The 24626-nt window shown below is 66.6% G+C and carries 21 protein-coding genes; 18 read left to right on the top strand and 3 right to left on the bottom strand.

The window, feature by feature from the left end; genetic code table 11:
* Window positions 1-18: 18 nt before the first annotated feature.
* From ABDC78_RS12770 to ABDC78_RS12735, 8 genes are read left to right on the top strand one after another with little or no spacing between them, the layout of a single operon-like run.
* Complete coding sequence (locus ABDC78_RS12770; protein ID WP_178358473.1) at window positions 19-810, top strand: hypothetical protein; 792 nt, start codon at window positions 19-21, stop codon at window positions 808-810.
* Window positions 811-828: 18 nt separating this feature from the next.
* Window positions 829-2010 carry a polyprenyl synthetase family protein gene (locus ABDC78_RS12765; RefSeq protein ID WP_178358472.1) on the top strand — a complete coding sequence of 394 codons (1182 nt, stop codon included), beginning with the start codon at window positions 829-831 and terminating at the stop codon, window positions 2008-2010.
* A complete protein-coding gene (locus tag ABDC78_RS12760; RefSeq protein ID WP_178358471.1) occupies window positions 2007-2465 on the top strand; it encodes a hypothetical protein in 459 nt (152 codons plus the stop codon). Before ABDC78_RS12765 ends, ABDC78_RS12760 begins: the two co-directional genes overlap by 4 nt.
* Complete coding sequence (locus ABDC78_RS12755; RefSeq protein ID WP_256736021.1) at window positions 2462-2740, top strand: hypothetical protein; 279 nt, start codon at window positions 2462-2464, stop codon at window positions 2738-2740. The genes ABDC78_RS12760 and ABDC78_RS12755 overlap by 4 nt, the downstream gene beginning before the upstream one ends.
* Window positions 2737-3759: a hypothetical protein gene (locus ABDC78_RS12750; RefSeq protein WP_178358470.1), complete on the top strand. Its 1023-nt coding sequence runs from the start codon at window positions 2737-2739 to the stop codon at window positions 3757-3759. The genes ABDC78_RS12755 and ABDC78_RS12750 overlap by 4 nt, the downstream gene beginning before the upstream one ends.
* Window positions 3752-4156 carry an SCP-2 sterol transfer family protein gene (locus ABDC78_RS12745; RefSeq protein WP_178358469.1) on the top strand — a complete coding sequence of 135 codons (405 nt, stop codon included), beginning with the start codon at window positions 3752-3754 and terminating at the stop codon, window positions 4154-4156. Before ABDC78_RS12750 ends, ABDC78_RS12745 begins: the two co-directional genes overlap by 8 nt.
* Entirely contained in the window at window positions 4153-6405 is a 2253-nt protein-coding gene (locus tag ABDC78_RS12740; protein WP_347133450.1) for an FAD-dependent oxidoreductase, read from the top strand. The genes ABDC78_RS12745 and ABDC78_RS12740 overlap by 4 nt, the downstream gene beginning before the upstream one ends.
* A complete protein-coding gene (locus ABDC78_RS12735; RefSeq protein WP_256736020.1) occupies window positions 6402-7196 on the top strand; it encodes a hypothetical protein in 795 nt (264 codons plus the stop codon). The genes ABDC78_RS12740 and ABDC78_RS12735 overlap by 4 nt, the downstream gene beginning before the upstream one ends.
* Here ABDC78_RS12735 and aspS read toward each other — a convergent pair.
* Window positions 7193-8974: an aspartate--tRNA ligase gene (aspS, locus tag ABDC78_RS12730; RefSeq protein ID WP_178358468.1), complete on the bottom strand. Its 1782-nt coding sequence runs from the start codon at window positions 8972-8974 to the stop codon at window positions 7193-7195. The two genes, ABDC78_RS12735 and aspS, sit on opposite strands and share 4 nt — an antisense overlap.
* A 122-nt stretch (window positions 8975-9096) precedes the next feature.
* Between aspS and ABDC78_RS12725 the strand changes: the two genes are divergently transcribed.
* Both ABDC78_RS12725 and ABDC78_RS12720 read left to right on the top strand, forming a co-directional pair.
* Window positions 9097-9603 carry an SRPBCC family protein gene (locus ABDC78_RS12725; RefSeq protein ID WP_178358528.1) on the top strand — a complete coding sequence of 169 codons (507 nt, stop codon included), beginning with the start codon at window positions 9097-9099 and terminating at the stop codon, window positions 9601-9603.
* Between the two features lie 153 nt (window positions 9604-9756).
* A complete protein-coding gene (locus ABDC78_RS12720) occupies window positions 9757-12825 on the top strand; it encodes an adenylate/guanylate cyclase domain-containing protein (RefSeq protein ID WP_306172912.1) in 3069 nt (1022 codons plus the stop codon).
* Here the strand turns inward: ABDC78_RS12720 and ABDC78_RS12715 are convergent.
* Window positions 12822-14306, bottom strand: a complete 1485-nt coding sequence (locus tag ABDC78_RS12715; RefSeq protein WP_178358466.1) for a carboxylesterase/lipase family protein — start codon at window positions 14304-14306, stop codon at window positions 12822-12824. The two genes, ABDC78_RS12720 and ABDC78_RS12715, sit on opposite strands and share 4 nt — an antisense overlap.
* A gap of 74 nt (window positions 14307-14380) precedes the next feature.
* Here ABDC78_RS12715 and ABDC78_RS12710 point away from each other — a divergent pair, with 74 nt between their 5' ends.
* Window positions 14381-15271 (top strand): neutral zinc metallopeptidase, encoded by an 891-nt coding sequence (locus tag ABDC78_RS12710; RefSeq protein ID WP_178358465.1) that lies wholly within the window; start codon window positions 14381-14383, stop codon window positions 15269-15271.
* Window positions 15264-16895 carry a DUF885 domain-containing protein gene (locus tag ABDC78_RS12705; RefSeq protein WP_178358464.1) on the top strand — a complete coding sequence of 544 codons (1632 nt, stop codon included), beginning with the start codon at window positions 15264-15266 and terminating at the stop codon, window positions 16893-16895. The genes ABDC78_RS12710 and ABDC78_RS12705 overlap by 8 nt, the downstream gene beginning before the upstream one ends.
* Here the strand turns inward: ABDC78_RS12705 and ABDC78_RS12700 are convergent.
* Entirely contained in the window at window positions 16892-17776 is an 885-nt protein-coding gene (locus tag ABDC78_RS12700) for an acyl-CoA thioesterase domain-containing protein (protein WP_178358463.1), read from the bottom strand. The genes ABDC78_RS12705 and ABDC78_RS12700 overlap by 4 nt on opposite strands.
* 107 nt (window positions 17777-17883) lie before the next feature.
* Here ABDC78_RS12700 and ABDC78_RS12695 point away from each other — a divergent pair, with 107 nt between their 5' ends.
* The 6 genes from ABDC78_RS12695 (at window position 17884) to ectB (ending at window position 24622) form a co-directional block, all read left to right on the top strand.
* Window positions 17884-18510: a TetR/AcrR family transcriptional regulator gene (locus ABDC78_RS12695; protein WP_178358462.1), complete on the top strand. Its 627-nt coding sequence runs from the start codon at window positions 17884-17886 to the stop codon at window positions 18508-18510.
* Between the two features lie 124 nt (window positions 18511-18634).
* Window positions 18635-19864, top strand: a complete 1230-nt coding sequence (locus ABDC78_RS12690) for an amidohydrolase family protein (RefSeq protein WP_178358461.1) — start codon at window positions 18635-18637, stop codon at window positions 19862-19864.
* A gap of 40 nt (window positions 19865-19904) precedes the next feature.
* A complete protein-coding gene (locus tag ABDC78_RS12685) occupies window positions 19905-21065 on the top strand; it encodes an acyl-CoA dehydrogenase family protein (protein WP_178358460.1) in 1161 nt (386 codons plus the stop codon).
* A complete protein-coding gene (locus tag ABDC78_RS12680; RefSeq protein WP_178358459.1) occupies window positions 21062-22327 on the top strand; it encodes an acyl-CoA dehydrogenase family protein in 1266 nt (421 codons plus the stop codon). The genes ABDC78_RS12685 and ABDC78_RS12680 overlap by 4 nt, the downstream gene beginning before the upstream one ends.
* Before the next feature lie 412 nt (window positions 22328-22739).
* Complete coding sequence (gene ectA, locus ABDC78_RS12675) at window positions 22740-23324, top strand: diaminobutyrate acetyltransferase (RefSeq protein WP_347133499.1); 585 nt, start codon at window positions 22740-22742, stop codon at window positions 23322-23324.
* 8 nt (window positions 23325-23332) lie between these two features.
* Window positions 23333-24622: a diaminobutyrate--2-oxoglutarate transaminase gene (gene ectB, locus ABDC78_RS12670; protein ID WP_178358457.1), complete on the top strand. Its 1290-nt coding sequence runs from the start codon at window positions 23333-23335 to the stop codon at window positions 24620-24622.
* Window positions 24623-24626: the final 4 nt, after the last annotated feature.

Genomic DNA, 24626 nt, shown 5'->3' with positions numbered 1-24626 from the left:
AAGCGAGGGGGTTCGCAGATGTACCTGAGTGCCGAGCACTTGGAAATCGCCAACCAAGCAATCATGGAGACGTTCGAGCACACCAGCGTGGCCTGGCAGTCCATCCCGCACTGGAACACCGGCGATCCCAGTCAGAGCATGGTTCCAGCTGAGGACGTCACCGCCGCGGCGGCGAGCGTGATCGCGATTGACGGCGCATTGGTCGACTTCGACGTGACACTGGCCGTCGCGACCGCGCCGACCCACGAGTCGCTGCTGAGCAAGGTGGTGAACGGGACCGTCGCGCTTGCAAGAAAAGTCGACGATGCAGTTGTTCCAGTGCTCCGCGCTAAGGGCATTCCCGATCTGCCGCTCGACGATTCGACACCTCAGACGATCTTGGAAGACCTCATTGATGCTCGGGCGAGACTAGAGAATGAGGGGTTTCGGGCACCGTGCTGTCTGATAACCAACACGGGGGGACTTAAGACCCTCAGTCAGTTGAATGGTGGTTACTCCATTTTGAACTCGCTGCTGGACGGGGCGAACATCAATTCGCTGCATCGTGTGGAATTGCTCGAGGATCCAGGGCCGCCGGCGCCGGCAAACCCCGCCCGGGCAATCATGCTGGGCCGTCGTCATCGAATCGCTCACGGCGGGGCCGCGGATGCTTCGCCTGGCGAGGAACCGGTGGACCTGGCCGTGAGCGTCCCGCCCAGCCTGGAGGTGGCCGGCGAGAACGGCGACAACAAGATTGCGCTCGCCATACGGATCAGATATGCACTACGGGTAAAGGATTCCGGCGGGCTCGTCACCCTCACGACTCCGTGACGCCGGCCGTGATCCGACATGACTTCGACACTGCCTGACGCACCCGCAGTCCCCGACGCGCCCAACTTGCTCGACGCATACCTCGCCCTGTGCAAAGAGGCCTGCGACGGCGAGATCACCCGGATCTACGGCGCCGGTGAGGGTTCCAACGGACTGCGGGAGCTCATCCTCGACTACCCTCGCCGCGGCGGAAAGGCTTTGCGGCCCGCGCTGAGCATCGCGATGTGCCTCGGGCTCGGCGGTCACCTCGACGCCATACTTCCGACGGCGGCGACGCTCGAGCTCTATCACAACGCCTTCCTCATCCACGACGACATCGAGGACGAATCCTGGTTTCGACGGGGCAAACCCACGATGCACATCGACCACGGCGTTCCGGTCGCCGTGAACGTCGGCGACGCGATGTTGTCGCTCTCGCTGCAGCCGCTCCTCGACAACGTGGAGCGCGTCGGACTCGGCCCCGCCCTGCGCATCCTGCGCGCCGTCTCGCACATGACCCGGCAGACCGTCGAGGGCCAGGCTCTCGAGCTCGAGTGGGTGCGATCCAACGCCTGGCGTCTCGACGACGCCGACTATCTGCTCATGGTGGAGCTCAAGACCAGCTGGTATTCATTCATCACCCCTCTGCAGGCCGGCGCGATTGCCGCGGGCGCAGGGCCCGAGCAGCTGGCGCCCCTGGAGACCCTCGGCCGCCACCTGGGCGCAGCGTTCCAGATCACCGACGACCTGCTGAACCTGCGGGCAGAACCAGAGGAGTACGGCAAGGAGATCGGCGGCGACCTGTGGGAGGGCAAGCGCACCCTGATGCTGCTGCATGCTCTGCGGTGCGCGGAACCTGCGGAACGCGAGCGGGCCGTGCACATCCTCGCCAAGCGGCGGCCGACCACCGCTGGCGAGGTGGGACTCACCGACGTATTGGATCGGCTCTCCGGTCGCGGCGAACTGTCCCCAATCGGGCGGGCAACGATCAGAGAGTTCCTGGATGGACAGCACGTCTCGGCCCCGAAGAGCCTCGAGGACATCTGTTGGCTCTATGACCTGATCCGGCGCGCCGGGTCGCTCACGCACGCCAGGGACATCGCCGCCCGTCATGCCCGTGACGCCGCCGCCGTGCTGGCAGAACTCGACTGGCTCCCAGCCAGCCGGCACCGGAACGCGATCGCCGGGCTCGTCGACTACGTGCATGGGCGGACGCGATGACTCCAGAAGCCCTGATCGGCATGCTGGCCGAACTCGAGCGGGTCCGGGAACTCACCATCGACCTCATCGAGCAGCAGGCTCCACAGCTGCTGCCGGCTCCCCCGGTGCGGGCCGGCGGCACCGAACGCACGATGTACGAGCTGCTCATCGGAGCCCGGCGCGCAGTGCTCGGCAACCCCGCCGCGGCCCGCGGGCTGCACGACCTGCTCATCGCCGAAGGCCGACGCTACGCCGAAACGCCGGATGGAGCGCAGCTGCGCGACGCGCTGGTCGCATCCGGCGCAGTGGAGAATCTGCGACGCATCTGGGAAACGTTGAGCCTCAACGTGCTCGACGGGCCCGCAGCGTCCGGCGCGGCTCCGGAAGCCTGGGCGGAACTACTCGCCGACGCCGTTGTCGGGCGGGGCCTCGACGACGCGATCCTCTCACGGCTCCGCCCCGAGGGTTTCGCATGAGCCTCACCGACCCGCATCCGGCACTGGCCGAACAGAGCAGCTTCGTCGGCTACCTGCTCGGCCTTGTCGGAGTTGCGCGTTCGGTGCGGACGCTCGCCGAATATGCCGACCCCGAGAGGACCGGGGCGTTGCCCGAGGACGACGACATGATGTACCTGCTGCTCGGGCTCACCAGCCTGGGGGACGCCGTTGAACGTCTCGCCGAAAAGGCTCAACCGCAACGTAATTCACCGTCAAGCACAACGCCGCAAGTGACAACGAGGTGGCTGCGATGAACGCGATCCTCGCCGGTAGCGACTTCCTTCGCGCGCCGTTGTTGGCCACCGCCCGTCCGCAAGCATTCAAGGAGTGGCACCACTTCGTGATCCACGGCCGAGGTCGGCACATCCTCATCAATTTCAGCCTCAACAGTGAACCATCCGGCGCCGGACGGCACCGTCTCGCTCCCCGGGTGATCGTCATAGCGCACACCGACCGGTGGTGCGGCGCCATCCAACGATTCGACGAAGCCGTGCTCGACGTGTCCGCCGACCTCGGTGAGCTGACGATCGGCGGCAGCCGAATGAACGTGCTGCCCGACGGCTACCGGGTCATCGTCGATCTGCCCGACCAACACATCCGGGGCGAGCTGGACTTCGTGTCGGTCAGCCGGCCCTTCGTCGTCAACAACCAGCCGATCGGGGAAGGCAGGATGAGCTGGCTGTTCGTACCCCGGCTGCGCGCAGACGGGTGGCTGCGGATCGGCGGGCAAGAACACCGCATCGAACACGAACTCGCCTATCACGACCACAATTGGGGCCGCTTCCGGTGGGGCGACGACTTCGGTTGGACATGGGGCACCGTGCTTCCGCAGTCGCCGGATGACCCTTGGTCGATGGTGTTCCTGCAGATGACCGACCGGGCACGCGTGAACTATCTGTCCCAGGCACTGTATGTCTGGCACCATGACGAACCAGCCGCGATATTCCGGCATGCCGCAGTGAGAACGCGGAGTCACGGCGTGCTTCCCGGCAGCCCGGACTGCACGCTGCCGCCCCAGATGCGGCTGATTCTCGACGGCCAGGCGCCCGGTGTGCCGGAATGCGTGAAGATCTCGGCCGAGCGGGCCGGTGACAGTGTGCATGCCGAGTTCCGCGCCAGGTCTTATGCCCGGCTGGCGCAGCCCAGTGAAGTCAGCCTCGACAGGTCGACAGTGCTCTGCGAGGCGAGCGGCACCGCCCGGTTGACCGGCACGGTAGGAGGGGAACTGCTCGACTTCCACGGTGCCGGGGTATTCGAGTTCCTCTATGGCTGAACTGGTCTCGTCGCTGTTGCGACGTTCGATCCGACACCTTGCAGACGAGGTGCCCGACAGCTACCGGCTTCTGCTCTACCGACTCGGGCCACTGGTCGTCGCGCTCGACGTCGACCGCGAACTGTTCTCGTTGTCAGGTGGGCACGAACTCGAAGTCGCCGACGGCTGTGCCCTCACCGCACGCGTGCGAATCAACACCTCCCGCGCCGCCATCCTCGAGGTGCTCGACGCGAAGGTGGGCCTTGCCGAGGCGGTGGAGGCGGGCATCGTGAGCGTGCAGGGTGCGCTCGACGACGTCCAGCGTGCGCACGACACGCTGCTGGCATATGTCCACGCCGCCGTCCGGGCGCCGTCACAGCCCGGACTTCTGGGTGCGCTCCGGAAGGGGGCGCCGTGAGCGGGCACATCATGACACCGGCCTCGTGCGAACGACGCCCGACCGTTGCGGTACTCGGTGCCGGCATCGCGGGCTTGACCGCCGCTCACGAGCTGGCGGAGCGTGGATTCGACGTCACCGTCTACGAATTCCGCGAAGACGAACGCATTGGGCTCGGACCCGAGCCGGTCGGCCACTACCCGCCAGTCAAGCTCGGCGGCCTGGCCGCTTCCCAGTACTCGACCGTGGGCAGCCACGGCGGCAGTCGAGCCGAGCTCCGCTCATTCCCGGGACAGCGGGGTCGGCCACGGCTCCCGGGCCGGGCCGTCGCCGGCGAACACGGCTTCCGCTTCTTCCCCGCCTACTACCTGCACACCTGGGATCTCTTCCAGCGCATCCCCGTCTATCAATGCGTGAAAGCAGCTGGCGGCCAGGCAAGTTGGGAACCGACCGCACGTACTGTGTTGGACAACGTCAGGCGGGTCGTCACCCAGGGCACCACGGTGGACGGCAAGCCGTCGCTCGTTTTCCCCCGCGAAGCGCCACGCAGCCCGGCGGAGTTCCTCAGCATCGTCGGTCAGCTCGCGGAACTGGAATTCACCGTGGGCGATGTCCAGACTTTCGTCGCCCGGCTGCTGCGATACCTCGTCACCAGCCCGCTGCGGCGCGCGAAAGAACTCGAGAACATCTCTGCCTACGACTTCTTCGTCGGTCGCGACAGTGCGACCGGGCCCCCGCGCTACTCCTACACGCCGAAATTCCACGAGCTGCTGCTCGAAATGCCGAAAGTGCTGGCGGCCTTCGACTCTCGCTGGGGGGACGCTCGCACGAACCTCACCACCTATCTCCAGCTCCAGCTGCAGATGGACCGTCGCGACAACAAGGCCGACGGCGTGCTCAACGGTCCCACCACCGAGGCATGGTTCGACCATTGGTATCGACACCTGCTCACACTCGGGGTCCGCTTCGTCCGCGGTGGAGCGGATCGCCTCCTGCCGCCCACCGTCGACCCGTCACAGCAGGCCCACCTCAGGCCGCGGGTGCAGATCACGCTGAACGACGGTACCCAGCTGACCCCGGACTACACCGTGGTAGCCGTCGATGCGCCTGCAGCCGAGACGATTACGGCAGATCTACGGGGCGCCGGCACCGGTGGCACCGTCGCGGGACTGGACGGGTTCACCACCCTCGCGCCGCCACCCGACGGACCCCTGCAACCGGAGACCACCCGTCCCCGACCCCGTCGCGACCCCTACGCCATGGCCGAGATGGGCCGGGTGCCCTGGGACCGCTTCCAGACGTTGAGCGGTATCCAGTACTACTTCGACACCGAATTTCAGCTGCTTCGCGGCCACATGTACTACTCGAAGACGGAGTGGGCGCTGTCGTCGATCAACCAGCACGGCCTGTGGGAGAACCGGCCGAGGCTCGCCCGCGACGGCCACGTGTCTGTTCTGTCGGTCGACATCGGGGATTTCAACACCCCTTCCCGCCATCTGCTGGACGAACTGGGGCGCGGCAAAGCCGCGCGCGACTGCACCGCCGACGAGATCGCCTCGGAAGTTTGGCGACAGATCGTCGCCTCTCTCACCAGCAACGTCGACAACGCCCCGGAGGAACTGCTGCCGTGGCCGGCCTGGTATGCGCTCGACCGGGGCTTGATCATGGAACACGGCCCCGGACAAGGCAGCGGTCGCGTGGTGCGCAACGAAACGCCATATCTCGTTCCGATCATCGGGGATTGGGAGAACCGGCCCGGCGGTGAACCGTGGAACCCGCACAACACCTCCTGGACCTTCGTGCCGACCGCCGAATCGTGGCTCGAGGATCTCGAGCAGCGACATGTCTGGCAGGCTCGCCACGGCGGCTACCAGGTCCACCACAACTCGGTGGTGTTCGCGGGCACGTGGACCAAGACGTTCACGCGCATGACCTCGATGGAGGCGGCATGCGAGTCGGCGCGTCACGCCGTCAATGCCATCCTCGACCACTACGTATGGGTGGGTTCGGGCGGCACCGATCGCCGAGAGAGAACAACCCTCCCCTGGTTGTTTCCCTACGGGTTGCTCGACCAGGGTTTGTCGAGCCCGATCCGGATGCCGACCCCGGCCGGCGATTACTGCTACATCTTCGACATCGAGAACCGCGAACCGCCCGACACCCGCGCACTGCGGATCCTCGACTCGGCGTACTGCCAGCATTCGTTGCCCCATCCCGTGGACACCGTCGCCGCACCCCTTGCCCCACCGACCTACGGAGGCCGACCATGACGTACCCACCCGAGCACAACCAGCAGCTCAATGCCTATCTCCAAGCCTGGCGGCAGGTCCTTGAACCGTTGACGCCGGGCATCACAGCGGCAATGCCGTTCCCAAGCGCGCCATGGGGCATGCCTCCCATGCCTCCCTTTACCCCGCCGATACCGACGGCTCCCCCACCACCCGCACCGCCGATGCCGGCCGACTACACGCAGCAACTCTTCGGCTATCTGCAGGCGTGGCGGCAGTATCTCGAGCACGCGACGGGCGCCCAACCCGCCCCGGCTCAGCCGTCCAGCACCTTTCCGGCGATGCCGGATAGAAGAGATCCCGCGGAGACGACGCGGCCGGCGCCGCCTGACCGAGATGACGGAAGTCGAACGACACCGGCCGCCGGTGTCGAAGACGGCGGTCTACCAGCGGTGGATCGCCAGATTCCAGCTTTCGTACCCAGACATGACGGCGGTCAGCTACCCAGTGCAATACGCCCGACAGGCCTTTCGGTCAGACCCGCGCGCGAGGATCAGAGCATTCAGGTGAACCCCGATAGTTTCGGTCAGGCGGCCGCGAGGGCGCGCGGCACCTTGATGGGTATGCCGCCCGGTGTGGAGTTCAGGCCGCAGATGGGAGATCAGCGGCGGCTCCGCCCCGCCGCCGAGCCACCAACGCAGCGTCCGACCGGCTCTCCTGTCGGCGGGCCTGTGCGACCGGCCGTGCCGGCCGCACAGGTGCGGGCCGCGGGGCCACTGTTCCCCGGGCTCGCCGAACGCGCCGCAGCGAGAATCCAGCGAGACCTCGGCTAGCCGCTATGCCGAGACGAGCTCTCCGGCTTGGCGTCGATTCCTGATTCCTTGCGCTGCTGCGCCGTGATGGGCGCGGGCGCGTCGGTCAACGGGTCGACCCCGCCACCGGACTTCGGGAACGCGATGACCTCGCGGATCGAGTCGACCCCGGCGAGCAGCGCGACGATCCGGTCCCAGCCGAAGGCGATACCACCGTGCGGCGGAGCGCCGAAGGTGAACGCGTCCAGCAGGAACCCGAACTTGTCGGTGGCCTCATCGTGATCGATGCCCATCATCGCGAACACCCGCTCCTGAACGTCGCGGCGATGGATACGGATCGAGCCGCCGCCGATCTCGTTGCCGTTGCAGACGATGTCGTAGGCATCGGCCAGCGCGGATCCCGGTTCGGTGTCGAAGGTCTGCTCGGACTCGGGCTTCGGCGCGGTGAACGCGTGGTGCACCGCGGTCCAGGCCCCCGACCCCACGGCCACGTCCCCGGCGGCGGCCGCTTCGTCGGCGGCTTCGAACAGCGGCCAGTCCACCACCCAGGTGAACGCCCACGCGGTCGGATCGATCAGATCGAGGCGCTTGGCGACCTCGATCCGGGTCGCTCCCAGCAGCGCGCGGGCGGACTTCGCCGACCCGGCCGAGAAGAACACGCAGTCCCCCGGACTGGCGCCGACGTGCGCGGCCAGACCGGCCCGTTCGTCGTCGGAGAGGTTCTTGGCGACCGGCCCGCTCAGCTCGCCGTCGTCGCCGACCAGCACATAGGCCAGGCCTTTGTGACCACGCTGCTTCGCGAACTCCTGCCATCCGTCGAGGGTGCGGCGCGGCTGCGACGCCCCACCCGGCATGACCACCGCACCGACGTAGGCCGCCTGGAACACGCGGAACGGGGTCTCGGAGAAGTAGTCGGTGCATTCCACCAGCTCCAGCCCGAACCGCATATCGGGCTTGTCGGAGCCGAACCTGCGCATCGCGTCGGCGTGACTGATCCGCGGCAGCGGAAGAGGCAGGTCGTAGCCGATCAGCGCCCACAGCGCCCGGAGCACTTCCTCGGACACCGCGATGACGTCGTCGGCGTCGACGAAGCTCATCTCCATGTCCAGCTGGGTGAACTCGGGTTGGCGGTCGGCGCGGAAATCCTCGTCGCGGTAGCACCGCGCGATCTGGTAGTAGCGCTCCATCCCGGCGACCATCAGCAGCTGCTTGAACAGCTGCGGACTCTGCGGCAGCGCATAGAAGGAGCCTGGTTGCAGCCGGGCGGGAACCAGGAAGTCGCGCGCGCCCTCCGGTGTCGACCGGGTCATGGTCGGCGTCTCGATCTCGACGAAATCATGCGAAGCGAGCACACTTCGGGCCGCGGCATTGACCTTGGAACGCAACCGGATTGCCTGCCCCGGACCCTCACGGCGCAAATCCAGATAGCGGTACTTCAGGCGCGCCTCCTCACCCGCGGTCTCGTCGAGCTGGAACGGCAGTGGGGCGCTCTCCCCCAGGACCGTCAGCGACGTCGCATTGACCTCGACATCGCCGGTGGTGATCTCCGCGTTCGCATTGCCCTCCGGCCGGATCTCGACGACACCGGTGACGGCGACGCAGAACTCCGAGCGCAGCCGGTGGGCCTGGGCCAGCACGTCACCCTCGCGGAACACCACCTGGGACACCCCGGAGGCGTCGCGGAGGTCGATGAAGATGACGCCGCCGTGGTCGCGTCGACGCGCCACCCAGCCGGCCAGCGTCACAGTCTGGGCGGCGTCGGCGGCGCGCAACGATCCGGCGGTGCGGGTGCGCAGCACGAAGTACTCCTCGAGTCAGGGTTCTCAAACGACTGCTCAGTCTAAGGGGCCGCGCCCGGCGCTCTGACTAGACAGCTATCGTGATCTGTCCAGTGGGGCTCAAGCTGCGAAAGGGACGGGCCATGGCCAAGCGTCATCCCTGCGAACGCGTCGATCTGGAGTTCGTCGACCGGGCGCCGTACCGGTTCGTCAGCACGGTCGACCTGGCGATCACCCCGGAACAACTCTTCGAGGTGCTCGCCGACGAGACCTCCTGGCCGAAGTGGGCGCGCGTCATCACCAAAGTGACCTGGACCAGCCCTGAACCGCGGGGCGTCGGCACCACCCGCACGGTCGACATGCGCGGCGGCATCACCGGCGACGAGGAGTTCCTGGCCTGGGAACCGTTCACCCGAATGGCCTTTCGCTTCAACGAATCCACCACCGGCGCCATTGCCGCCTTCGCCGAGGACTACCACGTCGTACCTACGGCGACCGGTTGTCATCTGACGTGGATCATGGCGATGAAGCCCAGCGGCCCGGCAGGGCGGTTCGGGCTCTTCGTGGGCCAACCGGTGATGGGCCGGATGTTCCAGAGTTTCCTGCACAGACTGCGCCGCTACACCGACGAACGTTTCGGCACCGGATAACCCGCGCGCAGCCCCAGCGGCGGGGTTATCGTGGGCCCATCAAGCCGGCGTGGGCGTCGGGGGACGCAAATGGGTGAACGACGGGCTCGGTGTCCAGCCTGCGGCATCGAACCCCGCACTGGTGCGCGCTTCTGCGAGGGCTGCGGTGCGGCCTTGTCACCACGGTCTCGACCAGCCGAGTACAAGCAGGTCACGGTGCTGTTCGTCGACGTCGTCCGCTCGATGCAGATCGCGGCCGCGCTCGACGTCGAACGCTTTCGGGACGTCATGACCTCCGTGGTCGAGCAGGCGGCCGGGGTGGTGCGCCGCTACGGGGGAAGCGTCGAGTCGACCGGTGACGGCGTGATGGCGCTGTTCGGTGCTCCAATAGCACTGGAGGATCACGCATTTCGCGCCTGTCTGGCCGCGCTCGACATCCAGACCGGGGCCAGCCGGTTGGCAGCCGACGTTCTTCGCCGGGACGGCCTGGTGTTGCAGTTGCGCGTCGGACTCAATTCGGGCCGCGTCATTGCCGGGGAATTCGGTGCGAGCTCGCTGGGCTACACGGCGACCGGGTTACCCGTCGGTCTCGCACAGCGGATGGAATCGGCGGCCCCACCAGGGGTGGTGATGCTGTCGCACACGACCGCGCATCTGGTGGAACACACCGCCCGCCTCGGGCCCCCCGAGTGGGTGCACGTCAAGGGCGAGACCGACCCGGTCCCGGGGCGGCGACTACTCGGCCTCGCCGACCACCAGGGAGCACGACCCGGCGAAGCGTCGTTCGTCGGACGCCGTGCCGAGATCAACGACGCCTTGGCCGGACTCGACGCCGCGATCAGCGGCCGCGGGACAGTTGTGTCGCTTTCCGGTCCGCCCGGCATCGGCAAGAGCCGGATCACCCGGCAGGTCGCGGCGCTGGCCGCGACGCGAAATGTCGACGTGTTCTGGGCATACTGCCGGTCCCACACCAGCGAGGTACCGTTCGACGCCGCCGCCGAGTTACTGCGGTCGTTCTTCGGCATCGTCGGCCGATCGGCGCAAAACGCCCGCGCCGCAACACGGTCGGCGCTTCCGGCGGCCGATCGCGACGATCTTGCGATCCTCGACGACATGCTGGGCGTCAGCGATCGCGAGCAGGTCACCGACATGGATCCGGATGCCCGCAGGCGACGACTCACCGCGCTGCTGAATTCCGCCTTGCTGGCGCGGCACAGGCCCGCCGTTTACGTCATCGAGGATGCGCACTGGATCGACGAGGTCAGCGAGGCGATTCTGAGCGATCTCTTCGGCGCGGTATCCACAGCTCCCGCCCTGGTGTTGATCACCCACCGCCCGGAGTACACGGGCGCGCTGGCCTTGACGGCGGACGCCACCATCCGGCTGGATCCGCTTGACGCCGCGGCGTCATCCGAACTCGTCGCGTCGCTGCTGGGCACCGATCCCTCGGTCGGCGAGCTCGCATGCCGCATCGCCGATCGGGCCGCCGGCAATCCGTTCTTCATCGAGGAGATCGTCCGGGACCTGGCCGAGCGCCGCATCCTGACCGGCAACCGCGGCGCTTACACGTGCTCGGGTGGCGCCGACGTCGCAGTCCCGGCGACGGTGCAGGCCACCATCGCCGCCCGTATCGATCGCCTCGCCCCGTCGGCCAAGCGGACGCTCTACGCGGCTGCGGTGATCGGCTCCCCGTTCCCGCAGCACCTGCTCGCCTCGGTGCTCTCCACACCGGCACTGGCCGACCTGACCGACGCCGAGCTGATCACGCAGGTAGCCGCAGAACCCGCCGAGTACGCATTCCGCCATCCCCTGACACATGCGGTCGCCTACGAAACGCAGTTGCGATCGAGCCGGGCCGAGCTGCACCGATCGATCGCCGTGGCGATCGAACAGGCGGACTCCGCTGCGGGCACCATGAGCGCTGCGCTGATCGCCACCCATATGGAGGCCGCGGGCGACCTGCGTGACGCCTTCGACTGGCACATGAAGGCCGGAACCCTGGCCACCCACCGCGATATCACCGCGGCGCGCATGAGCTGGCAGCGGGCCGCCGAGGTCGCCGACCGGCTCCCGGCCGATGATCCCGAACGTTTGGCGCTGCGGATCGCTCCCCGCACCCTGCTGTGCGCGACGCGCTGGCGGGTGGGCGGCGAGCTGCACGAGGTCGGCTTCGACGAGCTGCGGCAGCTGACGGTCGAGGCCGGCGACAAGCGGTCGCTGACCATCGCGATGTCCGGAATGGTTCAGATGCTGAACTTTCACGGCCGCTACACCGAGGCGTCCCTACTGGCTTCTGAGCAGCTGACGCTGATCGATTCGATCGGCGATCCGGAACTGGCGGTTGCGCTGATCCCGATGGTGAGCAGCATCGCCAAATGGGATGCCGGCGAGATGGCCGAGGCCCTGGAACTGGCCCAGCGCGCCATCGACCTGTCCGCCGGCGACCCGACGATGGGCAACCTGATCTTCGGCTCGCCGCTGGCCATGGCCCTGGTGATGAGAGCTTCGACGCGGTGCTGCCTCGGAATTCCGGGCTGGCGTGAGGATTTCGACTCCGCACTGGCGATCGCGCGCGCCGTCGACAAGTTCAGTTACTCCACCGTGGTGATGTTCAAATACATCGCCGCGCTGAACTGGGCGCTGCAGCCCGACGACGCCGCGCTCCACGACACCGCGGAGGCGCTCGAGATCGCCCGGCAGTTCGGCGACAACTTCCTGCTGACCAATGCCGAGTTCACCCACGGGTTGGTGCTGGTGCGGCGCGGCGGGGCGGATCGCGAGCTCGGGTTCGAGCTGCTGGCCAGGTCACGAGAGGTGGCGCTCGATCACAGGTACACGATCATCGCGGCCTGGTGCGTCGACCTGGACTTCGCCACCGAGGCGATCCGCACCGGCGACTTCGACACCGCGGTGGCCCTGAGCCGGCACGTCCTCGACGAGGAGATCCGATGCGGCGAGGGCATCAACCGCGGGTGGTCCACCTCGGTCCTGGTCGAGGCCCTGCTCGCCCGCAAGCGTGTCGGCGACCTCGCTGAGGCCGGGGCCGCGATCGACCGGTTGGCCGCGATGCCGACCGAACCGATGTTCCTCTACCACGAACTTCCATTGCTGCGGCTTCGGGCGATGGCGGCACGGGCCGCCGGTGATCAGGACGGCTACGTGGCGTTGCGGGACTGCTATCGCGCCCGCGCAGAGCAGGCCGGCTTCGACGGTCATGTCGCGCTGGCCAGGGCGATGACTTAGTACACCCCGTCCCACGCGGTCCGCCGGACCGCGTCGGGGTCTTCGGCGACGACGTCACGGGCGGTGGTGATCAGCCGGGTGCGTCGGCGCGGGGTTTCGTAGACGGGCCAGTCCGCCTCCCCCACCCCCTCGCCGTGGGCGAAATCCAGCCAGGCGCGTTGCATCCGGCGACCTACCGGTGGCTGCAGCCGCCGGCCGAACGGGTGCAGTTTGCGGCCGATGAACGACGCGTAGCTGTGCTGGACATGCACGATCTCACTGCCGTGTGTGGCGCCGAGGCCGAGCATGCGCAGGCTCAGACCGAAGTGGTCGAAGCGGTACATGCGGGTGTGCGCGTGCACGCTGTATGCATCGGCGAACGCCCAGGCAGGGGCGCCGAACATGACGTCGGATCCCAGGTCGATCAGCGCGCGACGGCGCGGATAGTCCGGGTATGCCTGCAGCACACGCTCTTTGGCCTCCGGCGCCACCCTCGCGAAGTAGGCGTCGACCGTGGGCCGCGTCGTGGGCAGCATCGGCGGTTTGGTCCAGGCGAACATCGATGCCTCGTGGCTGTTCGTGCCGATGATCAGCGGCATCCGCGCCAACTCACCGGTACGGGCGGCCTCGACCGGGTGCCGGGGAAGCAACTCCGTGCCGTGGGTCAATCCGTAGGCCAGTGTCGGGGTGGTGGCCGCGCTCTTGAGCTGCACCATCCCGGCCGCGCGGCGCAGTTGGCGCTGCGGCAACGCCTTGACCTCGGATGCACCCACCCCGAGGCGTCCGAGGAACTCATGTGCCCGGGCTGCCCGGAGTTCACGGTCGGCGATCAACGGCAGCGCGGGACTCTGCGCGATCGCCCGGTGGAACAGTCCCTCGGCCGCGGGGCTGGCCAGCAACGCCAACACCGACGTGGCCCCGGCCGACTCGCCGAACACGGTGACCTGAGCCGGGTCCCCGCCGAAGGCGGCGATGTTGTCCCGCACCCAGGCCAAGGCGGCGATCTGATCTCGCAGCGCCAGGTTGTCGTCGAAACCCTCGCCGAGGTCGCTGAGCTCGAACCCGCCGAACACCCCGATCCGGTAGGTGATGTTGACCACCACCACGTTGCCGTTGGCCGCCAGTCGCGAGCCGTTGTACAGCTGGAACTGCCCGGCGCCGTACACGAAGGCGCCCCCGGGGATCCACACCATGACCGGCAGTGCCGCTGAGGTGTCCGGCGACCACACCGTCAGGGTCAGACAGGCTTCGTCACGCACCTTCGGGTCGTCCCGCCCGCCCCCGACGAACGATTTGGTCTGCGGAGGCAGTGGACCGTGTTCGCGCGCATCCCGGACCCCCTGCCACGGAGCGAGCGGACCCGGCCCCAGGAACCGGCGCTGTCCCACCGGTTGCGCGGCATACGGCACACCGCGCCAGACCCCGATCCCTCCCTCGGTGTCGCCGCGCAGGGCGCCCGAGGCGGTGTGCACCACCGGGGAATGTCCGACAACAACTGCCACAGGAGAAATCGTATGTGCAAAGCTTGACCGGCCTGGGTGGCAGGCGCGGCGGCGAAAGTTGATGAGGTGGCGCAATGACCTTCAACGAGGGCATGCAGATCGACACCAGCACCACGTCCAGCAGCGGCGGGGGCCGAGGTCCCGGCCGCGGCATCGCGGTCGGGGGCGGTATCGGTGGGCTGCTGATCGTGGTGGTCGCCTTGTTCCTCGGCGTCGATCCGGGCACGGTGCTCCCCCAGCAGCCACAGATGGACACCCAGGGCGTCGAGGCTCCGGGCTTCGATCTGAGCCAGTGCAGGACCGGCGCGGACGCGAACGCCATCGTGCAGTGCCGGGTGGTGGCGACGGGGAACTCGGTCGACGAGGTCTGGGAGCAGCTGTTGCCCGGATACACCCGCCCGTCCATCCGGCTGTTCTCCGGCCAGGTCGACACCCGGTGTGGACCGGCGAACAGTGCTGTCGGACCGTTCTACTGCCCGGCCGATCAGACCGCCTACTTCGACACCGACTTCTTCGACGTCCTGGTTGATCAGTTCGGTTCCAGCGGCGGGCCTTTCGCCCAGGAATATGTGGTCGCCCACGAGTTCGGCCACCACGTGCAGAACCTGCAGGGAGTGCTCGGCCGTGCTCAGCAGGATCCCGAAGGCCCCACGGGTGGCGGCGTGCGTACCGAACTGCAGGCCGACTGCTACGCGGGTGTGTGGGCCCACTACGCGGCGATCACCAAACAGGACGGCACCGATGTGCCGTTCCTGGAGCCTTTGAGCGACAGGGACATCTCCGACGCCCTGTCGGCCGCATCCTCGGTAGGTGATGACCGGATCCAGGAGGCGGCGACGGGACGGGTCAACCCGGAGTCGTGGACACACGGTTCCTCCGAGCAGCGGCAGAAGTGGTTCACCGTCGGCTACCAGACCGGCGACCCGAACAAGTGCGACACCTTCGCGACCAACAACCTTGGCTAGGCCCACCACCGCCGTCGACGCCGTCGCCGAGCGTTACCTCACCGCGTCGGCAGCCCTCGATCCCTGTGCGGCAACCGAATCGGGCATCACAGGCTACGACGACCAGATCACCGACTACTCACCCGACGGGGTGACCGCGCGGGCCGACGCGGCCCGGGTCGCGTTGCGGGAGCTGGACGGGGCCGAACCCGTCGACGACGTCGACGTGGTCACCGTCGCCGCGATGCGCGAGCGGCTCGGCGTGCTGATCGACAAGCACGAAGCAAGCCTGGACCTCGGTGAGCTGAACGTGATCGCGTCACCGCTGCAGACGATGCGCGACGTCTTCGACCTGATGGCCACCGACACCGATGACGACTGGGCGGTGATCAACCGCAGACTGTCACTCATCCCGAAGCGGGTCTCCGGTTATGCCGACGGCTTGCGCGCCGCGGTGTCGGCCGGTCGCGCACCTGCTGCGCGTCAGCTGCGAAGGGCCATCGAACAATCCGGCCAGATTCAGCATCTCTTCGTCGACATGGTCGCCGCCACCTCTGTAAATGACGACACGCTGCGCGACGAACTCAGGCGAAGCGCTCAGGCGGCTGCCGGCGCGTACGCGTCCCTGGTGACGGTGTTCCGCGACGACATCGGCCCGCACGCTCGTGAGGTGGACGCCTGTGGGCGCGATGCCTACAGCGTGCTGTCCCGATCGTTCCTGGGAGCAGAGGTCGATCTCGACGAGGCCTATCACTGGGGACTCGATCAACTGCAGAAGATTGTGGCCGAACAGGATTCGATCGCGGGTCGGCTCTATCGCGGCGCTTCGGCTGCCGAGGCGCTGCGGCGACTGGACGACGAACCGCGTTACCTCATCGACGGTACCGATGCGCTGCAGGAGTGGATGCAGAACCTGTCCGACCGCGTGGTCGATTCCCTGGCCGGGCACCATTTTGACATCGCCGAACCACTGCGCAACCTGGAGTGCCGGATCGCGCCGACCCACACCGGGGGCATCTACTACACCGGGCCGTCAGAAGACCTGACCCGGCCGGGACGGATGTGGTGGTCGGTCCCCCACGGCGTGACCACGTTCCACACCTGGCAGGAGACCACCACGGTGTTCCACGAAGGTGTCCCGGGGCATCATCTGCAGATCGGCCGCGCGGTGATGCTGGCCGATCGACTCAACCGCTGGCGCAGGCTCGGGTGCTGGGTGTCCGGGCACGGGGAAGGCTGGGCGCTCTACGCCGAACGGTTGATGGCCGAGCTCGGCTGGCTCGACGACGCTGGCAACCGCATGGGAATGCTTGATGCCCAACGTTTCCGGGCAGCACGAGTCGTCATCGACATCGGGGTGCACTGCGGGTTGACCGCGCCAGACGGCGGCATCTGGGACGCCGATCGTGCGTGGACCTTCTTGCAGTCGCACAGCGCGATGGCCGAGGAGAATCTTCGGTTCGAACTGGACCGCTACCTCGGCTGGCCCGGCCAGGCGCCGTCCTACGCGATCGGGCAGCGGATCTGGCAGCAGTTGCGCGACGAGGTGCAGGCCCGAGGAGTCTCACTCAAGGAGTTCCACGGCCGGGCACTGGATCTCGGCGGTCTGCCGTTGGACGTGCTGCGCTCGGCCGTGGCGGCTTAGAGGCGCGACTGTTCCTTGATCGAGGTGTCGACCTGTCGCAGCGGACGGATGAGGCCGTCCTGGGCGAAGGATGCGATGAGCTCGCCCTCCTGGGTGTGCACTGCCCCGCGGACGTAGGACATGCCGGCACCCACCTGGGTGCTCTCGTGGGTGTACAGCAGCCAGCCGTCCCAGCGCACCGGCTCGTGAAAGCTGACCGAGACCGTCATCGGAGCAGTCGAGACGGTCAGGTGCGCCTGGCTGGTCCCGATGCCTTCGTGCGCCCGCATCGTCGTCGAAATACCAAGATGCCCTGTGAAATACGCTATGAGCGCCTTGGCGAGGTCGTCCCGCTCGGGGATCGGATCGTAGTGCAGCCAGGCGTACAGCTCCGGTGGACCGACCTCGTCGGGGCTGTTCACGTCCTCGACGTCGACCAGGCGCAACTCGCGGCCCATCATGGGCATCGGGGACAGATGGGAGTCGGCGGGGCCGGACACCTCGGGCCGGGGTAGGTGATGACGGATCACATCACCGGTCGGCACGTCGGCGAGCACCGTCGTCGTGATGCAGCGCTTGCCGTTCTGCGTCGCCGTCACGACTGCCGTTGCGGTGGAACGGCCTTCGCTGACGACATCGATGTCGAGCTCTACCGGTCCCGCACCGACCATGACGGCCCTGGCGAACACCGAGTGCACCGAGCGCACCGACTTGTCCGGAAACCGCTTGGCAGCAGCCACGATCGACTGCGCGAGGACCTGGGTGCCCTCGACCACCTGCCGTTCATCCTCGCCTGCGGGTCCGGTCTGCGCGGTGAACGTGTCCGTTTCACCGGGCCGAGCGTCGAAGAGATCGAGCAATTCCTGGACCGTCCACTGCACCTGCGCCGAATCCGCGGTCATCCTCAAGCGCCTCCCTCTCGGTAACTGTCGAGGGAACAGTAACCGAGGTTCGCCGATAGCGGTAACGTCATTACCAACACCTACCCCGGAGCGAAAGGCGGTGCGGCATGTCGGCAAAGGCTCAGCCGGAACCCGCGGTCAGCGCCGAAACCGAATCCCGCGCCAGCCGTTTCATGCGGTCGGCGCTGGCGATACTCGGCGAGACGGGGCGCACCGATTTCACCGTCCTCGAGGTGGTCGAACGCTCCAAGACCTCACTGCGGGCGTTCTACCAGCATTTCGCCACCAAGGACGAGCTGCTGCTGGCCCTGGTCGAGAGGATCATGGCCGACGCCACCGAGCGGTGGCGTGCCGAGATCGGGCCGATGAACAGCGACGACGCGTTGCGCGTGCTGATCGAGCGCATCTGCGCACCAGCCGAATCCACCACCCAGGACAGCATCAACCGGGGATTGACCTACTACAACGACCACCTGCTGGAGACCCGGCCCAAGGAGTTCGCCAAGGTTCTCGCACCACTGCACGAACTCGTCAGCGACGTGCTGCGCCGCGGTATCACCGAGGGTGTCTTTCGCCCCGACCTCGACGTCGACACCGACGCCGCGATCATGATGCAGACCGTGCTGGGAGCACTGCCGATGCGTGAACTGGGCGCCGAGCTGAACGGGATCCCGATCGACGGCGGCCACCTGTATCGGTTCTGCCTCCGCGGCCTCGCCGCTAAATCGCCCTGAACAGGGACTATGACGGCGTGAGCAGCTCTGGCATCGTTACACTCAGGCGTGGTAATGTCGTTACCACTAAACCGGTAATGCCATTACCGGTTCGCGCAAATACGACATGTCAGGAGCCCACATCATGCCGTCTCGCATCCTCGACTATCCGGTGTTCGATGCCGACAACCACTTCTACGAGCCCAAAGAGGCGCTGACACAGTTCCTGCCGGATCACCGCAAGGGGATCATCGACTACATCGAGGTGCACGGCCGCACCAAGATCATGGTTCGCAACACGATCAGCGACTACATCCCGAACCCCACGTTCGAGGTGGTCGCCAAACCCGGCGCCCAGGAGGAATACTTCCGGCACGGCAGCGGTGGCAAGAGTTTCCGCGAGATCATGGGCAAGCCCATGAAGGCGATCCCCGCATTCCGCAACCCCGAGGCCCGCCTCGAGGTGCTCGACGGGCTCGGCCTGGATTACACGTTGATGTTTCCCACGCTGGCATCCCTGGTCGAGGAGCGCCTCAAGGACGACCCCGAGGCCATCCTCGACATCGTCCACGGGTTGAACCAATGGATGTATGAGACATGGCAGTTCAACTACGAGAATCGCATCTTCTCCACCCCGGTCATCAACCTCGCCAACGTCGACCGCGCGATCGAGGAACTCGAATGGTGCGTGGAACGCGGCGCCAAGACCGTTCTGGTGCGTCCCGCGCCGGTTCCCGGGTATCGCGGCAGTCGCTCCTTCGGCCTGCCCGAGTTCGATCCCTTCTGGGATGCCTGCGTGAAGGCCGGCATCCCGGTGTCCATGCACGCGTCGGACAGCGGATATGCGGCGTACCTCAATGATTGGGAGCCCGGAGACGAGTTCAAGCCGTTCAAACCGACATCGTTCCGGATGGTCGCGATGGGTAAGCGCCCCATCGAGGACACCATGGCGGCACTGGTGTGCCACGGTGCGCTGACCCGCAACCCGGATCTGCGCATCCTGTCGGTCGAGAACGGCGCCTCGTGGGTGCCCTACCTGTTCTACCAATTCAAAGACGTCTACTCGAAGATGCCGCAGGAGTTCCCCGAGGATCCGATCGAGGCATTCAAGCGATGCGTCTACGTCGCGCCGTTCTGGGAGGACGACTTCAAGCAGATGGCGGATCTGTGCGGGATCGACCGCGTCATCTTCGGCTCGGACTGGCCGCACCCCGAGGGCCTGGCGGACCCCATCAACCTGGTCAGCGACCTGGAGCGGATGGGCCTCGACGACAGCGGTGTCCGAAAGGTGATGGGCGGCAACATGGTCGACCTCTTCAAGGTCCCCAGCAAGAAGGTCTACAAGCCGGATGTGCCCGCGCTCGTCCTGACCTGACCCGAGACACCTGCGAGCGCAAAGAGGCTGGACCGATCCCATGACCGACATCGCCAATCCGGAGCGGATGCTCTTCGCCTCCACCACCCAGGCGTTCCTGGAGAAGGAAGGCTCGCTCAGCAGTGTGCGGGGACTGCATGCTTCCGGCGTCGCCTTCGAAAAGGACTGGTGGCAGCGGGCGGCCGAGCTGGGCTGGGCCAGTCTGCTGGTACCGGAAGAACTCGGCGGGGGCAGTGTCTCCGGCGACGGTGTCGCCGATCTGGCGTTGGTCGCCGAACAGGTCGGCCACACGGTCGCGCCGGGACCCTTGCATCCGGTCAGCGTCGTGCTGACCGGTCTCGTCGAAGCGCCCGGCGGGCACGAGGCGTATATCGAAGCTCTCGTGAGCGGCGAAGCGGTGGCATCCTGGGCTGTGTATGAGCCCACCCGGCCGTTCGCTCCGCTACAGGCCGGCACGACCGCCACACGCACCGAATCCGGTTACCGGATCGACGGCGTGAAGGACCGCGTCGAAGCAGGAACCGACAGCGACGCTGTGCTCGTGGTCGCCACCTGTGGCGGCGAGATCAGGCAGTTCCTGGTGCCGATCGACACCGCCGGGATCACGGTGACCCCGCAGAAGTCCGTCGACCTGGTCAAGCGTTACGCCCGGGTGCAATTCGACGCCGTCGAGGTGGACGAATCCGCCGCCGTCGGTACCGCCGAGCAGACCCCGGCCATCATCGAGCGCCAGCAGCAGATCGCCGTTGTGCTCCAGTGTGCCGAGATCGTCGGCATCCTCGATGCGGTCCTGGCGATGACCAACCAGTGGCTGTTCGACCGGCACAGCTTCGGCCGGCCGTTGGCGTCCTATCAGGCACTCAAGCACCGTGCGGCCGACATGAAGATGTGGTTCGAGGCGTGCCGGGCCACCACGGCGGGAGCTGTTGCGGCGGTCTCGGCACGTTCGCCCGAGGCTCAGAAGTTCGCTAGTGTCGCCAAAGCCTATGTGGCCGAACGCGCTCCAGCGATGCTTCAGGACTGCGTGCAACTGCACGGCGGGATCGGCGTGACCTGGGAGCACGATCTTCACCTGTATCTCAGACGTGTTGCGCTCTACCGGGCGATGTTCGGTTCCCCCGAAGACCACCACCGCGAGGTGTACGCGCTGAGCGCCGAACCGCGCGCACGCGAAACGACGACGCAGGAGTCGAATCCATGACCGATACCGCGATGTCAACGCAGACGACCGAATCGGTGGCCGACTTCGCGGCACGGGCACGGGTGTGGCTGGCCGAGAACATGCCGCGGGTCGATCCCGACAATCCTCCGTTCTCGGTGCGCGCCGATCAGGCATCGTGGGACCACGCCAAGCAACTGCAGAAGCGACTCCACGACGGCGGATTCGCGGGCATCTGTTTCCCGCGCGAGTACGGCGGTCTGGGATTGGACTACGCCTACCAGAAGGCGTTCGACGCCGAGTGCCGCCGCTATGAGATGCCACTGATCCTCAACGTCCCGACCTTCACCATCTGCGCCGCAACGATTCTCGACATGGGCAGCGAAGCCCAGAAGCGCGAACGTATTTCGGCCGCGATCCGCGGCGACGAGATCCTGGTGCAGCTGTTGAGCGAACCCAGCGGTGGTTCGGACCTGGCCGGTGTCATCACCAGAGCCGACCGCAGAGACGGCACGTGGGTGGTCAACGGCGCCAAGACATGGAGCACCAGCGCATTCGCCGGTGATTACGGACTGCTGCTGGCGCGCACCGACTGGACCGTCCCCAAACACGAAGGTCTGACGATGTTCCTGGTGCCGTTGAAGGCTGCGGGAATCACGATGCGCCGCATCAAGGAGGTCAACGGCTCCGAGGAGTTCTGCGAAGAGTTCTTCGACGGCCTCGAACTCGATGACGACGCCGTTGTGGGTGAGGTCAACAAGGGGTGGGAAGTGGCGTCCCGCCAGCTGTTCCATGAGCGGCGCGCGGTGGGCGGTGGCTCTGAGTTCGCCAGCGGAACCGGTGCCGAGAATGCCAGTGAAATGCCGCCCGACCACGTCGCGCTGGCCGAAGCCACCGGGCAGGGCGAGGACACCCGGATCCAGGACCTGGCCGGCCGCGCACTGGTGCGCCGGATCGTCAAGGACCAGCTGATCCATCATGTCTCACAAGCCATCTCAGACGGCTCGCTGCCGCCCAACGCCGGTACGTTGATCCGGTTGTTCCATGCCGAGACCACCGAGTTGGAGGTCGACACCGCGCTGGCCATCGCCGGCACCGCAGGCGTGGTCGACGAGGGTGGCGAACTCGCCGGCCTGATGGATGACATCGGGGTGCGTTACCTGTCCCGACAGACCGGCTCGTTGGGCGGTGGCAGCTCGGAGATGGCCCGCAACGTCATCGGCGAACGAATTCTCGGGTTCCCGCGGGAACCCGCTGCCGATCGAGGCGTCCCGTTCAACCAGGTGAAGCGCGGCCGCCAGTAGCCGGCGTCACCCACCGCGTCCGTTCGGTGTCAAACCACACCCGACTGGGTGTGGACTCTTTGCCCAACATGTGACCCAGGTCATACTCACGGCGGCGTCGTCGTCCACGTATTCCTTTGGCATTCAGGCCATTTCGTGCGAATGACACTGCGACTCACACCTTGGTTCATAACGATTCGGTAACAGCAACGAAATGATCCGGAGACGCCGCCCGTCCGTCATTCGGGCAGGTGAACGCGGTTGTTGCAGCTTTCAGACGGCCGATTACAGCGACGTCACAGCTTGATTCCAGAGATTTGCTGAAATACGGTCGAATCGCCGAGAAACGTAACTGACTTATTTGATGACTTGTTCGGTGGTGAACCAAATCTCAGTGGATCTACAAAAACTGCGTGATGGACTGGAGAGTCCGATCGCAGGCTCAAGCGATGCGAATCGCGAAGTTGGACAATCATATTCGTGGGAGCGATTCCTCCGTCGACCCGCCGATGCCGATGCGGTCGCCATGCGGCGCCTGGTCGCCGAAACCGAAGTCCTCGACCTCAACTCCACCTACACGTACCTGCTGATGGCAACGGACTTCGCCGACACCAGCATCGTGGCTGTTCGCGACGGTGATCTCTGTGGGTTGATCACCGGCTACCACCCGCCCACCCGGCCGGAAGTGCTGTTCGTATGGCAGGTGGCGGTAGCCGCTTCAGCGCGGGGCGCCGGCCTGGCGGCCTGCATGCTCGATGCCCTCACCCGCCGGGTCCGTGAAGACCGCCACGGCCACCCTGTCACCGTGGAGGCCACGGTCGCCCCCACCAACACCGCCTCGCGCGCGCTTTTCGGAGGGTTCGCACGGCGGCACGGCGTACCGATGAGCGAGCACCCACGATTTGTGGCCGCACATTTTGACGCCGATCAGGCACACGATGCCGACCAGACGCACGAGGACGAACCGATATTGCGGATCGGCCCGATCGCCGCGACTCTCGCCCCATCACATCCGTGAAAGGACCCATGTCACTCCCCACTCTCAACGCGCCCCTGTACGAGGCCGACCTTCCCGACGTGTACGACGAGGTCGAGTCGGGGGTCCGCAGCTACTGCCGCAGCTGGCCCACCACCATGGAAATCGCCCAGGGATCCTGGCTGACCGATGCCGCGGGCCGCCGATACCTCGACTTCTTCGCCGGCGCGGGAGCGCTGAACTACGGGCACAACAACCCGGCCCTCAAGAAACCACTCCTCGACTACCTGACCAACGACATGATCGTGCACTCGCTGGACATGGCGACATCGGCCAAGACCGAGTTCCTCGAGACCTTCGAGCGGTTGATCCTGCGTCCCCGCGGCCTCGACTACAAGGTGCAGTTCCCCGGCCCCACCGGCGCCAACTCCGTGGAGGCCGCGCTGAAGCTGGCCCGCAAGGTCACCGGTCGCGAGTCGATCATCAACTTCACCAACGCATTTCACGGTATGACGCTGGGAGCGTTGTCGGTCACCGGGAACTCGATGAAGCGCGCCGGCGCGGGAATCCCGCTGGTCCATTCGACCCCGATGCCCTACGACAACTACTTCGGCGGCGCGACCGAAGACTTCCACTGGTTCGAGCGGGTGCTCGACGACTCGGGCGGCGGGCTCAACCATCCTGCCGCGGTGATCGTCGAGACGGTTCAGGGTGAAGGCGGACTGAACGTGGCCCGTGCCGAATGGCTGCAGGCCCTGGCCGAATTGTGCCGCCGCCGGGACATTCTGCTGATCGTCGACGACGTGCAGATGGGCTGTGGACGCACGGGACAGTTCTTCAGCTTCGAAGAGGCCGGGATCGTGCCGGACATCGTCACCCTGTCGAAGTCGATCAGTGGATACGGCCTGCCGATGGCGCTGACACTGTTCCGGCGTGAGCTGGACGTGTGGACGCCCGGTGAGCACAACGGAACCTTCCGTGGCCATAATCCGGCCTTCATCACCGCGACGAAGGCCCTCGAGACATACTGGAGCACAGCGTCGTTCGCCGATGAGACATCAGCGAAGGGTGGACAGGTCCGAGACCGCCTCGAGCAGATCGCCGCCACCCACGAAGGCGTCAGTGCGCGTGGTCGCGGAATGGCCCAGGGGTTGAAGTTTGCCGACACCGCGTTGGCCGCCGAAGTCTGCCGCGCGGGATTCGACCGCGGTGTGCTGATGGAGACCAGTGGCCCTTCAGATGAGGTGGTCAAGCTGCTCCCGCCGCTGACCACCACCGCGGCCGATCTCGATTCCGGCATCGATATCCTGGCAGAAGCGGTCGCCGCGACCCTGTCCTGAGGCG

Origin of the sequence: Mycobacterium sp. DL (assembly GCF_039729195.1) — a bacterium.
In the GTDB taxonomy this organism is placed as follows: Bacteria; Actinomycetota; Actinomycetes; order Mycobacteriales; family Mycobacteriaceae; genus Mycobacterium; species Mycobacterium hippocampi_A.
This window is presented reverse-complemented; position numbering and strand designations above follow the sequence as displayed.